Annotated in this window: 15 protein-coding genes; 4 read left to right on the top strand and 11 right to left on the bottom strand. The window is 50.3% G+C overall.

Annotated features, from left to right (window positions below; genetic code table 11):
• Positions 1–178: 178 nt before the first annotated feature.
• A complete protein-coding gene (locus A3848_RS24750; protein WP_074087525.1) occupies positions 179–637 on the top strand; it encodes a VOC family protein in 459 nt (152 codons plus the stop codon).
• A 206-nt stretch (positions 638–843) separates the two neighbouring features.
• On the opposite strand, the gene sigF is transcribed toward A3848_RS24750, so the two are convergent.
• From sigF to A3848_RS24730, 4 genes are all read right to left on the bottom strand, one after another.
• Positions 844–1,599, bottom strand: coding sequence for an RNA polymerase sporulation sigma factor SigF (gene sigF, locus A3848_RS24745; RefSeq protein ID WP_025704171.1), 756 nt, complete (start codon positions 1,597–1,599; stop codon positions 844–846).
• 11 nt (positions 1,600–1,610) lie between these two features.
• Positions 1,611–2,066 carry an anti-sigma F factor gene (gene spoIIAB / locus A3848_RS24740; protein ID WP_074087524.1) on the bottom strand — a complete coding sequence of 152 codons (456 nt, stop codon included), beginning with the start codon at positions 2,064–2,066 and terminating at the stop codon, positions 1,611–1,613.
• On the bottom strand, positions 2,063–2,416 hold the full coding sequence (gene spoIIAA, locus A3848_RS24735; RefSeq protein WP_062522208.1) for an anti-sigma F factor antagonist: 354 nt from the start codon (positions 2,414–2,416) through the stop codon (positions 2,063–2,065). Before spoIIAA ends, spoIIAB begins: the two co-directional genes overlap by 4 nt.
• 174 nt (positions 2,417–2,590) lie before the next feature.
• Entirely contained in the window at positions 2,591–3,784 is a 1,194-nt protein-coding gene (locus tag A3848_RS24730) for a D-alanyl-D-alanine carboxypeptidase family protein (protein WP_074087791.1), read from the bottom strand.
• A gap of 314 nt (positions 3,785–4,098) precedes the next feature.
• Between A3848_RS24730 and A3848_RS24725 the strand changes: the two genes are divergently transcribed.
• Complete coding sequence (locus tag A3848_RS24725) at positions 4,099–4,554, top strand: AraC family transcriptional regulator (RefSeq protein WP_074087523.1); 456 nt, start codon at positions 4,099–4,101, stop codon at positions 4,552–4,554.
• Between the two features lie 93 nt (positions 4,555–4,647).
• Here A3848_RS24725 and A3848_RS24720 read toward each other — a convergent pair whose 3' ends face one another.
• From A3848_RS24720 to fur, 7 genes are all read right to left on the bottom strand, one after another.
• Entirely contained in the window at positions 4,648–5,979 is a 1,332-nt protein-coding gene (locus A3848_RS24720; RefSeq protein ID WP_074087522.1) for a pyrimidine-nucleoside phosphorylase, read from the bottom strand.
• On the bottom strand, positions 5,979–6,842 hold the full coding sequence (locus A3848_RS24715) for a purine-nucleoside phosphorylase (RefSeq protein ID WP_083606815.1): 864 nt from the start codon (positions 6,840–6,842) through the stop codon (positions 5,979–5,981). Before A3848_RS24715 ends, A3848_RS24720 begins: the two co-directional genes overlap by 1 nt.
• A gap of 63 nt (positions 6,843–6,905) precedes the next feature.
• Positions 6,906–7,730, bottom strand: a complete 825-nt coding sequence (locus A3848_RS24710; RefSeq protein ID WP_074087521.1) for a purine-nucleoside phosphorylase — start codon at positions 7,728–7,730, stop codon at positions 6,906–6,908.
• A gap of 31 nt (positions 7,731–7,761) precedes the next feature.
• Positions 7,762–8,940 (bottom strand): phosphopentomutase, encoded by a 1,179-nt coding sequence (deoB, locus tag A3848_RS24705; RefSeq protein ID WP_074087520.1) that lies wholly within the window; start codon positions 8,938–8,940, stop codon positions 7,762–7,764.
• Positions 8,941–9,124: 184 nt separating this feature from the next.
• Positions 9,125–10,018: a site-specific tyrosine recombinase XerD gene (gene xerD, locus A3848_RS24700; RefSeq protein WP_074087519.1), complete on the bottom strand. Its 894-nt coding sequence runs from the start codon at positions 10,016–10,018 to the stop codon at positions 9,125–9,127.
• Positions 10,019–10,173: 155 nt separating this feature from the next.
• Complete coding sequence (locus A3848_RS24695; protein WP_074087518.1) at positions 10,174–10,407, bottom strand: DUF4227 family protein; 234 nt, start codon at positions 10,405–10,407, stop codon at positions 10,174–10,176.
• 167 nt (positions 10,408–10,574) lie between these two features.
• Positions 10,575–11,042, bottom strand: a complete 468-nt coding sequence (fur, locus tag A3848_RS24690) for a ferric iron uptake transcriptional regulator (RefSeq protein WP_074087517.1) — start codon at positions 11,040–11,042, stop codon at positions 10,575–10,577.
• Positions 11,043–11,483: 441 nt separating this feature from the next.
• Between fur and A3848_RS24685 the strand changes: the two genes are divergently transcribed.
• Complete coding sequence (locus tag A3848_RS24685; RefSeq protein ID WP_074087516.1) at positions 11,484–12,563, top strand: MBL fold metallo-hydrolase; 1,080 nt, start codon at positions 11,484–11,486, stop codon at positions 12,561–12,563.
• Positions 12,544–12,759 carry a DUF3006 domain-containing protein gene (locus tag A3848_RS24680; RefSeq protein ID WP_074087515.1) on the top strand — a complete coding sequence of 72 codons (216 nt, stop codon included), beginning with the start codon at positions 12,544–12,546 and terminating at the stop codon, positions 12,757–12,759. Before A3848_RS24685 ends, A3848_RS24680 begins: the two co-directional genes overlap by 20 nt.
• Positions 12,760–12,861 lie beyond the last annotated feature (102 nt).

Raw genomic sequence — 12,861 nt, 5'->3', positions numbered from 1 at the left:
CACAGGTGCCGCCACATCTTTCTGCAATACAAGAAAGCATTCCCTTGGAAAGAAGTGGACAGTCTGACATACGTAAACGTTCAGCTCCAAGCGTTGTTTATTTAAAAAGAGGGTTTTAAAATTCTTGAATAGAATAATTTATGAGGTAATCAATTTGTACACATAAGGAGATCAATCTATGGCAAAAAACAAATTACTAAGAATGGACAATGTTGGCATTGTTGTAGAATCCCTTGATGACGCAATTTCTTTCTTCGAGGAGATTGGCTTGAAGCTCGAAGGGCGAGCCACTGTCGAAGGGGAATGGGCTGGCCGCGTAACCGGTTTGGGTTCACAGTGTGTTGAGATTGCTATGATGGTTACCCCAGATGGCCACAGCCGAATTGAGCTTTCGCGATTTCTCACCCCACCCACTATATCAGATCACCGGACGGCTCCTGTAAATGCCCTCGGTTATCTGCGTGTCATGTTCACTGTTGAAGACATTGACGAAATGGTATCCAGACTCACTAAGTATGGTGCTCAGCTCGTTGGCGAAGTGGTTCAGTACGAGAACTCGTATCGGCTCTGCTACATTCGTGGAACTGAAGGACTTTTAATCGGTTTAGCGGAACAACTGGATAACCAAATCCCATAAGTGTAATACATGTTCATTTTGCTATATGTTGTCGTTTAATGCATACTCAGAACAAAACATGCCTAACAATAGCAATACAAAAAGCCGCCCCTCACGAGGCGGCCTTCAAACGTTCATTTCACCCGTCACATTCACTACTCGCCCTTAACTTCCAGCTCATAACACTTCTATATTCTTCACCAATCTCTTGCTGTCTTACCGCAACCCTACTGTGCGATCTGCTCGCGGATATTCGCGAGAATCTTCTTCTCCAGCCTCGACACCTGGACCTGCGAGATGCCGAGGCGGCTGGCGACTTCGGATTGGGTCTGGTCGCGGTAGTAGCGCAGGTAGACGATCAGGCGCTCACGCTCAGTCAAGGCCCCGATGGCCTCGTTCAGCGCCAGCTTGTCGAACCAGCGCTCCTGTGTCTCGTCAGCAATCTGGTCGATCAGCGTGATCGGGTCTCCGTCATTCTCGAAGACGGTCTCGTGGATCGAGGTCGGCGGCTTGTTGGCCTCCTGGGCGAACACGATTTCTTCGGGCGTGACCCCCAGCGCTTCTGCGACTTCCCCGATGGTCGGCAGACGGTCCAGCGTCTTCGACATTTCGTCCTTCATTTTGCGCACCCTGTTGGCCATTTCCTTGAGGGAACGGCTGACCTTGAGGGTGCCGTCGTCCCGGAGGAAACGCTGGATCTCGCCGATAATCATCGGCACGGCATAGGTGGAGAATTTGACCTCGTAGCTGAGGTCGAATTTATCAACGGACTTTAGCAGTCCGATACAGCCGATCTGGAACAAATCGTCAGGCTCATACCCGCGGTTCATAAACCGCTGCACCACCGACCAGACGAGGCGAATATTACAGTTGACCAGCGTATCGCGGGCCAGATTATCTCCGGCTTGACTGAGTGCGATCAGACGTTTGACCTCCGCATCGTCCAAATAGGTCGGCGGAGCTTTTTTTGACTCTGCATCCATGGCTCCAACCCCTAATTGTATAAAGCTTTTTTCGAGACGATGGTTTTCTTCATTGAAATGGAGGTACCGCGCCCCGGTTCACTTGCAACTTCGAATTCATCCATGAAATTCTCCATAATCGTAAAGCCCATACCCGAGCGCTCCAGCTCCGGCTTGGAGGTGTACAGCGGCTGCTGGGCCAGCTCGAGATCCTCAATTCCCCGGCCTTTGTCCTCAATGGTGAGATGCACGGTTTCATCCTCGATGGAGGCGGAGATGCTGACAACTCCTTCAGGATCACTATCGTAACCGTGGATAATGCAGTTGGTAACAGCCTCCGACACCACCGTCTTCAGGTCATTCAGCTCTTCCATCGTAGGATCAAGCCGGGAGACAAAAGCCGCCACTACCACGCGTGCGAATGATTCGTTCTCCGACAGTGCGGCAAACTGGACACTCATGAAGTTACCCGCTTCACTCTTTGTCATAACGCAACCTCCAAATCCGAGAGTGCAGCGCTCTCGTCGTCATATAGGGGCATGATTTTGAACAAGCCCGACATTTCCAGCAGCCTTTTTACAGGTGCGGTGGCGTCACAGACGACCATTTTCCCGCCTTTGCTGCGGATGAGCTTGTACCGCCCGAGAATGACGCCTAAGCCCGAGCTGTCCATAAACTGCAATTCCTTCAGACTGAGAATCAGATGCTCTACCTGGCCCCGCATTATTGCTTCATCCATATCCATACGTACATACTCGGCTGCGTGGTGGTCCAGCTCTCCTGACAGCCGTACAATCAGCACACCTCTGTGATGCTCCATCTCCACATGAGAATTCATACCTGCCACTCTCCTCTTCGTTGCTTTGAGAAAACGTCCTGTACATCAGTTCTTTCCCCTACAAGGACAAGGTTTTCTACGCGGGAATTCTATAATCCTGCCTCACGACAAAACTAGAAGAAAACCCCTACGAATCAACAGAAAGCCTGAGACTAATCTACAAAATACAAGAAATTAATCAGCCCTGAACATGGAGCCCGTGGTCCGTTTGAACAGCCTCCACCAGCCTGCCTTCGGCACATCTGCGTCTGCCTTCAGCTCATATTGCTTCACAATAGTTGTTCCCTGATAGACAACCAGCTTGCCTACCGTTTGACCTGCCTTTACAGGGGCCTTAATGCTGTCCGGCACCACGAGCTCATGACGGATGCCCTCCTGGGTAATTCCTTTCTTCAAAAGCACACTGTAGGTTTCTTTGGCGACTAGCGGAAGCTGGGTCTTCACGCCTTTCTCAATTTTTACACTGCCGATGGCGTCTCCCGCTTTGTGAATCGTATGGACTTTATATTGGGAAAAGAGGTAATCGAACATCGCGGACACTTCACTGTTACGGGTTTTGGTATTGGGTTCGCCCAGCACCACCGCAACGGCACGCAGTCCATCTCTGGCCGCAGTTGCGGAGAGGCAGAACTTGGCTTCGGACGTATAACCTGTCTTCAGGCCGTCAGCCCCTGTATAAAAGCGCACAAGCTTGTTCGTGTTCACCAGCCAGAACGGCTTGGCCGAGTCCTTGCGCAGGTAATCCTGATAGGAACCGGTGTACTTGATAATCCGTTCATGCTTCAAGAGCTCCTGGCTGATGACGGCAATGTCATGGGCGGAGGAATAGTGATTCTCGGCTGGCAGACCGTTGCAGTTGGCAAAATGCGTGTCCTTCAGGCCAAGCGCCTCGGCCTTTTGATTCATCTGATCGACAAAGGCGCTCTCCGAACCGGCTAATTTCTCGGCCATTGCCACAGAAGCGTCATTGCCTGAGGCCATGGCTATGCCCTTAAGCATTTCATCCACAGTCATTTCTTCGCCGGGCTCCAGAAAAATCTGCGACCCGCCCATCGACGCGGCATATTCGCTTGTCCGCACCTTGTCGGTCAATTGCAGCTTGCCTTCATCCAGTGCCTCGACGGTCAGCAGCATGGTCATGATTTTGGTAATACTTGCCGGCGGCAGCTTATCGTGGCTGTTCTTTTCATAGATCACGGTGCCGGTGTTCGCATCCATCAGAATGGCAGAGCGCGCTCCGGGTGCCAGATCCACAGCAGCGGTGTTCTTACCGGTGTCTTTAGCTTTGGTTTTTTCCTCTGCATACGCGCCTGAAGCTGAGCCCAGAACCGAAGCAGCAACACACAGCACGAGCAGTACATAACGCATTTTTCTCACAATGGTTCCCCTCCTGAACATTAACCTTCATTTCACAGGTACTGTGTTCCAGTCTGGTCAGAAAGGGTGAAAATTATTCCATTTGTGCGTAAAAAGACAGGTTTGTCTCCGGTGAAGCCCCCCTGAAGTGCAGACTCCGCAACATAGCCGGAATAAATGGTTCATAAAAGAAGTTTGCATCCCTTTTCAGCAGGGAGCATGATATTGTGAACTTCCTTTTTTTATAAAAATGGGTTGTTTTTCATTTTAAAGCATTCTAAGATGGTTTCAGACATCGATGTACTCTATATGAAAGAGAAGATCATATGAAAGTGACAATTGAAAACATACCGTCCTGTACAATTGTATATATGAGACAGATTGGTCCTTATGGAATAGCAAATTCACAATTAATGGATACATTCAAAAGGTGGGCAGCCTCTACTTCAATTTTTAATACAATGTCTGTGATCCTTGGAATTGCCCAAGATAATCCTGCATTTGTGAAACCGGAACATTGCCGCTACGATGCGTGTCTGGTTGTTCCTGAGGATTACTGTGTCCAATCTGATGAAGTCAGCTTAGGCAGTATAAGCGGAGGAAGCTACGCTGTATTTATGATCCCTCATACAGCAGAAGCTGTTCAAAAAGCCTGGGGTGAAATCTTCACGGAGTTGAAGAACCGAAGGCTGAGTCTGGATGAAACAAGACCCATCCTGGAGCGGTATAGTATGGAGCTTGTTAGTAATCATTATTGTGAGATTTGCGTTCCACTTCATTAAGAAAAAGCGGCAGTCCAGGACGTTTCTGTCCATGGCTGCCGCTTTATTTTTGCTTAGAGTCTTTCCACACCAAGCACTATAATCCCTGTCTGCCTAATACCGTATGACCCCATCCTTGGTCACCAATGCGAAGACCAGCGGTTGCGGGGGAACCGGCTCGGCGGAAATCAGGTAAGCTTCCAGCACTTTGGCTTCCGCTTCCTGCACCTTGTTCACTCCGGCGTCGTTCACATGCAGGACAGCGAGTGTTTCGCCTGCAGCTACAGCATCCCCGACTTTCTTGGACAGCTGAATACCGACCGCCAGATCAATGACCGATTCCTTCGTTTCCCGGCCGGCACCAAGCAGCATGGCAGCGATGCCAATTTGCTCAGCCTGGATGCTCTCCACGTACCCGGAAGTCGCTGCCTTCACTTCGATGAAGGTCCGTGCGGACGGCAGTGTATCGGGCGACTCCACCTGGGTTACATCTCCGCCCTGGGCCAGGACGATCTGCTTGAACTTAGCCAGTGCACTGCCATCCTCAATGTGGGTCTTCAGGATCGAACGCGCTTCGGCCTCATCCTTCGCTTTTCCCCCAAGGACCAGCATCTGACTTCCAAGAATCAGGCAGACCTCTTCCAGATCTTTAGGCCCGTGACCCTTAAGGGTTTCGATGCCTTCCTTGATTTCCAAGGCATTGCCGATGCCGTAGCCCAGGGGCTGGTCCATGTCGCTGATGACCGCAACTGTGTTGCGCCCCAGATGGGTTCCAATATCGACCATGGCCTGGGCCAGGGCGATGGAATCGTCCAGCGTTTTCATGAATGCGCCGCTGCCAGTTTTGACATCGAGTACAATGGCATCGGCGCCGGCGGCGATCTTTTTACTCATGACGGAGCTCGCAATCAGCGGAATGGATTCCACCGTCGCGGTCACATCACGCAGCGCGTACAGTTTCTTGTCCGCAGGGGTGATATTGCCGGACTGGCCGATGACAGCCGCACCGATCTCGCCAACCTGGGTGAAGAACCGTTCACGGTCCATCTCCACGGAGAAGCCGCTGATCGACTCCAGCTTGTCGAGAGTGCCGCCGGTATGTCCCAGACCGCGGCCGGACATTTTGGCGACTGGTACTCCGGCAGAAGCTACGAGTGGAGCAAGCACTACTGTAGTTTTATCGCCCACACCGCCTGTGGAATGCTTGTCTACCTTGATGCCCGCAATCGGACTAAGGTCAACCTGGTCACCTGACATGGCCATTTCCAGGGTCAGATCACCGGTTTCACGTGCGTTCATCCCCTGGAAGTAGACCGCCATTGCCCAAGCAGAAATTTGATAATCCGGAATTTCACCTTTGCTGTAGCCCTGGATCAGATAAGCAATTTCTTCACGGCTCAGCTCGCCGCCGTCTCTTTTCTTCTGAATCAGATCAACTGCCCGCATTATGCCTGTACCTCACGCACAAAAGCGCGCACCAGGCCGATAAATTTCGGTTTTGTCAGGTTTGCCACCTTTACCACCTGCTCATGCGTCAGCGGCTCCAGCTCATCCCCAATAGCCATATCGGTAATACAGGTAATACCCAGCACCCGCAGCTTGCTGTGGCTGGCAACAATCACTTCCGGCACCGTGGACATGCCTACGGCATCTCCGCCAAGAAGGGCGAGCATTTTGAGCTCAGCAGGTGTTTCGTAGGTTGGGCCGCTGATTCCGGCATAGACGCCTTCCTGCAGCACCAGTGCTTCGCCGTCCACACCTTTGACTCCAGCCGCCAGCTTTTGGGCCAGAACGATATATTCAGGATCATACGCCCGGGACATATCCGGGAAACGAACACCCAGCTCCGGATCATTAGGTCCGATCAGCGGGTTGTCACCGGTCATGTTCAGGTGGTCGGTAATCAGCATCAGATCTCCGGCTTTGAATGAACGGTTCATGCCGCCGCCCGCATTGGTAATTACCAGCGTTCCTATGCCAAGCTTAGCCATTACGTATACCGGCAGTACAACCTTGCGCATGGCATAACCTTCATAGTAATGGAAACGGCCCTGCATAATCATAACGTCTTTGCCTTCCAGCTTTCCGATGACGAACCGTCCGGCATGGCCTTCCACCGTCGAACGCGGAAAGTGGGGGATTTCCCCGTAAGGTAAGTAAATGGCATCTTCAATTTGGTCGCCCAGATCGCCAAGACCCGAACCCAGAATCAGTCCGATCTTTGGAGCGTATGCACCCAGTTTGGATTGAATATATTCAGCAGCTTCTTTGACCTGCATGCCATAAGGGGTATTTGCGTGTTGTGTCATAAGTAACGTCCTCCCTATATCAATTGTGTATGGTGTAAAAGTCAGTTCAGCTGAGGCCTCAGCCTACATCTTCGGAATAAACGCCAGGACCAGCTTCAAAAAGTGCTCCCGCACACGGTCTGCCGTCTCCATAACCTCCGCATGGTTCAGCGGCTGGTCCAGAATACCGGCAGCCATATTTGTGATACAGGAAATACCCAGCACCTCAATGCCGGCATGACGGGCAACAATGGTCTCCGAAACGGTAGACATCCCGACCGCATCCGCACCCTGGCGGCGAAGCATCACAATTTCAGCCGGTGTTTCGTAGTTGGGTCCAAGCAGTCCGGCATATACACCTTCCTTGAATTCAAACCCCTGTACTGCCGCAGCTTCTTTGGCCACTGCTATCAGACGGGGGCTGTAGGCTGAGGACATATCAGGGAAGCGCACACCCAGCGCATTGTCATTGGGGCCCGTCAGCGGATTGCGTCCGGTCAGGTTCAGATGATCGGTGATCAGCATCAGATCCCCAGGCTTGAAGTCTGTGTTCACGCCTCCGGCGGCATTAGTCACCAGCAGGCTGGCTACTCCCAGCTCCTTCATTACACGAACGGGAAAGGCTGTCGTTTCCGGGCCATAGCCCTCATACATATGAAAACGGCCCTTCATCATAACCACACGGCGTCCTTCGATCATGCCGATCAGCAGTTCACCCTCGTGTCCTTCCACCGTAGATACCGGGAAATGCGGAATTTCATGATAAGGAATGACCACCTCATCGGTGATCAGATCCGCCAGCACGCCAAGACCCGAACCGAGGATCAGGCCGATCTCCGGGGCAACCGGACATTTATCTTTGATATAGATTGCTGCTTCCTGAATATTGCTCTGAGTTACTACGTTCATGATTATATTGCCTCCTAAAGGGGTTGTGGGATTACTTCAATTCCGCCAAAAAGCTTGTCCCGTACTGCGGCGCTTTCGCCCCGAAGTTGTCGGCAATCGTCGCTGCCACATCCGAGAACGTCTGCCGGATGCCCAGGCTGTCCGGGTTCTTGAACCGCGGACTATAGACCAGCAGCGGCACATATTCGCGCGTATGATCCGTTCCGCTGTGGATCGGGTCATTCCCGTGGTCTGCCGAGAGGATCAGAAGATCGTCTTCCGTTAACGTCGAGAGCAGCTCAGGCAGCGCCTGATCAAACACCTCCAAGGCATGACCATAGCCCTCAGGATCACGGCGGTGGCCGTACAGGGAGTCGAAGTCTACCAGATTGGTGAACAGGAAGCCGTTAAAAGGCTTGCGCAGCTCTGCAATTGTAATTTCGATACCATGTTCATTGCTTTTGGTCGGATAGGAGGCTGTAACCCCTTCACCCGTAAAAATATCATTGATCTTGCCGACGGCAATCACGTCTTTGCCGATATCCTGCAGCGCATTCATTAGGGTTGGCTCAGGTGGCTTCACCGCATAATCATGACGATTCGGCGTGCGTACGAAGTTCCCCGGTTGGCCCACATAAGGGCGGGCGATTACACGTCCCACCGAGAATTCAGGAGCCATCGTCAGCTCACGGGCGATAGCGCATGCGCGATACAGCTCTTCCAGCGGGATAATATCCTCATGCGCAGCAAGCTGAAATACACTGTCTGCAGATGTGTATACAATCCAGGCGCCTGTCTTCATCTGCTCCTCACCATACTCTACCAGTATCTCCGTACCGGAGGCCGGTTTGTTGCCAATCACCTTGCGGCCGGTAGCGGCTTCAAACTTCTCAATCAATTCAGCAGGGAAGCCGTCAGGGTAAGTATTGAAGGGAATCTCAATCTTGAGTCCCATCAGCTCCCAGTGGCCGGTCATCGTATCCTTACCAACCGAAACCTCCTGCATTTTACCGTAATATCCGGTTGGGGCAGCCACAGGTTCAAGCGGCGGCAGCGGTGCAATATTCGCAAGGCCAAGCTGCTGCAGGTTAGGAAGCTTAAGACCCGGCACCCGTTCCAGAATATGGCCCAGCGTATGGGCTCCTTTATCTCCAAAACCTTCGGCATCCGGCGCTTCACCGATACCTACACTATCCAGTACAATAAATCCGATTCGTTTAAATGAGGACATTGCCGTCTTCACTCCTTTAGTAGTATGCAAGACTTGAGCCGCTGATCTTTCAAATGAGTACCACCTGGTGGTGCCTTAGGTTTCAGTATGATTCCATCATAGCGATCTTACTCACAAAAAGCATCTTTTGCCGACTGCGGACTTGATTATTGTAAGTGATCTCTTAGATTAAACGTGTTTCCGGTTATCTGGCCCGCGGATGATGGCTCTCATAGACATCCTTCATATTCTTACGCGCAATTCCGCTATAAATCTGGGTAGTAGAAATATCAGAATGTCCCAGCATTTGCTGTACGGAACGCAGATCAGCCCCACCCTCCAGCAGGTGTGCCGCAAAAGAATGTCTTAAGGTATGCGGAGTAATGTCCTGCTCGATCTGGGCTTCGCGGGCGTATTTCTTAATGATTTTCCAGAATCCCTGACGGGTCAGCCTGCCTCCCAGACTGTTCAGGAACAGGGCTGATTCATCCGTATTCCCGCGAAGCAGCTTGTCCCGCATACCAGCCGTATACCGGGCTACACATTCAGCGGCCATCTCCCCCATGGGAACGATCCGCTCCTTCCCGGAAGATCCGGTGCAGCGCACATACTTCATATCTGTATGCACATCCTCCACATTCAGCGAGATCAGCTCGGAGACGCGGATACCAGTGGCATAGAGCAGCTCCAGCATCGCCTTATCGCGTTTGCCCGGGGGAGTGTCTTCACCAGGTGCTTCCAGCAGCCGTTCCATCTCTTCCACACTCAGAATTATCGGCGGCTTGCTGCTTGGTTTGATTTTGTCCATATCCAGCGTCGGGTCCTGCCCGATCAATCGTTCCTTCAGTAAATAGTGAAAAAAAGCCCGGAGTGACACCGTATTCCGGTTCACCGTTGCGGCTGCGCGCCCTGCTCCCCGCTGTGCCGCGAGATAGAGCATAATATGTGATCTTTTGATCTCTTCCGGCGAGGCTAAGCCCCGCTCTTCTGCAAAATCCATAAACTGTGAAATGTCCCGTCCGTAGGACTCCAGTGTGCTTGGCGACAAGCCTTTGTCTTCGGATAAATACTGCATAAACGGCTGCAAATGTGACTTCATCAATCCACGCTCCTGTCTTACTCAGGCTGCTCTTCACGATTCTGGAGCATTTTAGGCATAGGGCTCGCGGCAAGCTTTTAAGGGCAGGCCATGTGCGGTCCCACCCTTGTCTTTTTCGACAGACTCTCAGCTATTTCCTGCTTATGGAGTAGTGTTCACTCACCGTACCAGTAATAAAACCGCAATCTCTCCCCCGCGCCCAGCGCTTCGGGACTATGCGGAACCTCTTGGAATGCCCGGACGGCCGTTCCTTCAGGGATTTCATGATGCTCATAAGGATTGATCCAACTGCTGATCCAGCTCATGGCATAATAAGCAAGGCAGCTCATGGCCACCAACAGTGTCATAAAATACAGCCGGCGCATGGTCTTCGGCACAGAGACGATCATCGGGATTCCTCCTCAAATTTTATGGAGCAATTTAGCCCCACGAACTCGTCCTACACTCTATGCACCGGTGACTTCTAATATGTATGAAGCACTGTAAATCATTTAAAAAGCCCCCTCCGGTATATCGTACCGGGGAGAGCTTATGTGGTAAATCCTCATCTATAAGCTTATTCGGAAGGCTTGCTGTCCGTGCTGTTCTTGTCCTTGCAGCGGTAGCAGATTCCGTGAAAATCAAGTCTATGATCCAGCACGGTAAAATTAAACTCGTTCTCCAGCCGCTCTTCCAGCGGTCCGAGCCAATCTTCGCGAATCTCATCCATCGTGCCGCACTGCACACAGATTAGATGATGGTGGTGATGCTTCGCTGTATCTGTCCGCAAGTCATAACGGGCCACGCCATCACCGAAATTGATCTTCTCCACGACATGAAGTTCACTAAGCAGCTCCAGAGTACGATAGACAGTAGCGAGACCGATCTCAGGAGCTTTCTCCTTCACCAGCATGAAAACATCTTCTGCGCTTAAGTGGTCTTCCTCATTCTCCAGCAGCACTCTTAAAGTCGCTTCCCGTTGGGGTGTCAGCTTATATCCTTGGGATTGTAGCTGTTGCTTAATCTTATCTATCCGGGCTTCCATTGTCTGCCTCCCCCTTGGAAAATTACCGCTCCGGGCAACCAAAATCACTTCTTCCATTATAGGGGGAGTCGGTTTGAGAAGTCAAACGCTTTTGGAGCGGAGAGCTCCTAAGAAGCAACCCGGTAATCCCTGTTATCCTTTGGGGACCAGCATAGGTGTAACCCAGCGCATCATGCAGACATTTTAATGTAGTGTATTTTAACTTAGCACCCACTCTTTTTTTGATGTCTTGGATATAATTCATTCATTTTCTAAAATACTCTGAAGCTTGTTTTAGATAAAATGTGTTTTTTACGTGATTATTTTTAGGTAAAAGATGATGAGAACCCGGTTTCTTCTACTGAAATATACTTTGATCTTTATTATTGATTTGTTTTTTTCAAGTACAAAATATTCCCTTATTCTGATAGACTACCTCCAGAACATCTCTTGGGGGATTTTATGAAGAATAGAATTGCTTTATCAATGATCTTGTCGGTTTTATTGATCTTGCTTCCTGTTATCGCCAATGCACATCCGGGTAGAACAGATTCAAATGGTGGTCATTACTGCCGTACCAATTGTGCAAAATGGGGACTGGAAAACGGTGAATACTACTACCACAATGGCGGAGGTTCTAAATCAGCTCCGGCTGCCACTGCCAAACCAACAGCCAAACCAGTTATAAAACCGACCGCAAAGCCTACAACCAAACCAACTACAACACCAGCTCCTACTTTGATCGTGCCTAAAAAACAAAATGTCGGCACTCTGCAGGTTTACTTTTTCGATGTTGGACAAGGTGACTCCACCTTGATCCGAACGCCAAACAATCAGTACGTCCTAATCGACGGTGGCAACAATGATCAAGGAAAGAATGTTGTAAAGTATTTAAATGCTTTGGGAGTAAAGACGCTTGATGCCATGGTGGCTACTCATCCCGACGCAGATCATATTGGTGGATTGGATGATGTTCTAAAGGCCCTCAATGTGAAGTCTGTTTATGCACCGAAGGTGTCTCATACCACGCAAACCTATAAGGATTTCCTGACAGCAGTTAAAAATGAAGGGCGCACTATAAAAGCAGTGACTAAGGGAGTTACTATTCCTTTGACGGGTGTAGAAGCAAATTTCCTTGCGCCCGTTAATACCTATGGTGATGATCTTAACGATTGGAGCGCAGTTCTAAAGGTTACTTATAAAAATAAGTCCTTCTTATTCACCGGAGATGCTGAACTGAAGTCTGAAAATGATATGCTTGCGGATGGTAAGAGTTTGAAAGCCGATGTACTAAAGGTCGGCCATCATGGCTCCAGCAGCTCAACCAGCAAAGCCTTTCTCGATGCTGTCAAACCAACCCTCGCCATTATAAGCGTCGGGAAAAACAATTATGGTCATCCGGATTCAGGCATATTGACAAGGCTAAAAAGCGCGAATGCTTCAGTTTTGCGAACTGATCAAAAGGGAACTATTACTGCAATTAGTGATGGAAATAAAATACTACTACCAAGGGGGCAAGTAAATGAGGAAGGGAATTATTGATCGCTTCGAGGGTGAGTATGCAGTCATTGAATTTGATGGTAAAACGGAAGATATCCTAAAATCAGAATTACCTGCAGAGGTAAAGACTGGAGACACCCTTATTTTCGAGGACGGCAAGGTCATAATAGATACTGAGGATACGGACTCACGGAAAGAGGAAATTGATAGTTTAATGGACGAATTGTTTGAAGAATAATAAAAATGCCCCGGTCACTTCGGGGGCCACTGAAAAACCAGCCTTTCATGGTTCAAACACGATCATGTATCAAAAAGACGACGTCCATTCTGTTACTTCCGA

The organism is Paenibacillus sp. P32E, assembly GCF_001909085.1.
In the GTDB taxonomy this organism is placed as follows: domain Bacteria; phylum Bacillota; class Bacilli; order Paenibacillales; family Paenibacillaceae; genus Paenibacillus_AQ; species Paenibacillus_AQ helianthi.
This window is presented reverse-complemented; position numbering and strand designations above follow the sequence as displayed.

Excerpts from the sequence above, each read along its gene's own strand:
- xerD (WP_074087519.1), bottom strand. The coding sequence starts at position 10,018 with ATGAAGTCACATTTGCAGCCGTTTATGCAGTATTTATCCGAAGACAAA.
- deoB (WP_074087520.1), bottom strand. The coding sequence starts at position 8,940 with ATGTCCTCATTTAAACGAATCGGATTTATTGTACTGGATAGTGTAGGT.
- spoIIAA (WP_062522208.1), bottom strand. The coding sequence starts at position 2,416 with ATGAATTCTCATGTGGAGATGGAGCATCACAGAGGTGTGCTGATTGTA.
- fur (WP_074087517.1), bottom strand. The coding sequence starts at position 11,042 with ATGGAAGCCCGGATAGATAAGATTAAGCAACAGCTACAATCCCAAGGA.
- A3848_RS24680 (WP_074087515.1), top strand. The coding sequence starts at position 12,544 with ATGAGGAAGGGAATTATTGATCGCTTCGAGGGTGAGTATGCAGTCATT.
- sigF (WP_025704171.1), bottom strand. The coding sequence starts at position 1,599 with ATGGATGCAGAGTCAAAAAAAGCTCCGCCGACCTATTTGGACGATGCG.
- A3848_RS24750 (WP_074087525.1), top strand. The coding sequence starts at position 179 with ATGGCAAAAAACAAATTACTAAGAATGGACAATGTTGGCATTGTTGTA.
- A3848_RS24730 (WP_074087791.1), bottom strand. The coding sequence starts at position 3,784 with ATGCGTTATGTACTGCTCGTGCTGTGTGTTGCTGCTTCGGTTCTGGGC.
- A3848_RS24720 (WP_074087522.1), bottom strand. The coding sequence starts at position 5,979 with ATGCGGGCAGTTGATCTGATTCAGAAGAAAAGAGACGGCGGCGAGCTG.
- A3848_RS24715 (WP_083606815.1), bottom strand. The coding sequence starts at position 6,842 with ATGACACAACACGCAAATACCCCTTATGGCATGCAGGTCAAAGAAGCT.
- spoIIAB (WP_074087524.1), bottom strand. The coding sequence starts at position 2,066 with ATGACAAAGAGTGAAGCGGGTAACTTCATGAGTGTCCAGTTTGCCGCA.
- A3848_RS24695 (WP_074087518.1), bottom strand. The coding sequence starts at position 10,407 with ATGATCGTCTCTGTGCCGAAGACCATGCGCCGGCTGTATTTTATGACA.
- A3848_RS24685 (WP_074087516.1), top strand. The coding sequence starts at position 11,484 with ATGAAGAATAGAATTGCTTTATCAATGATCTTGTCGGTTTTATTGATC.
- A3848_RS24710 (WP_074087521.1), bottom strand. The coding sequence starts at position 7,730 with ATGAACGTAGTAACTCAGAGCAATATTCAGGAAGCAGCAATCTATATC.
- A3848_RS24725 (WP_074087523.1), top strand. The coding sequence starts at position 4,099 with ATGAAAGTGACAATTGAAAACATACCGTCCTGTACAATTGTATATATG.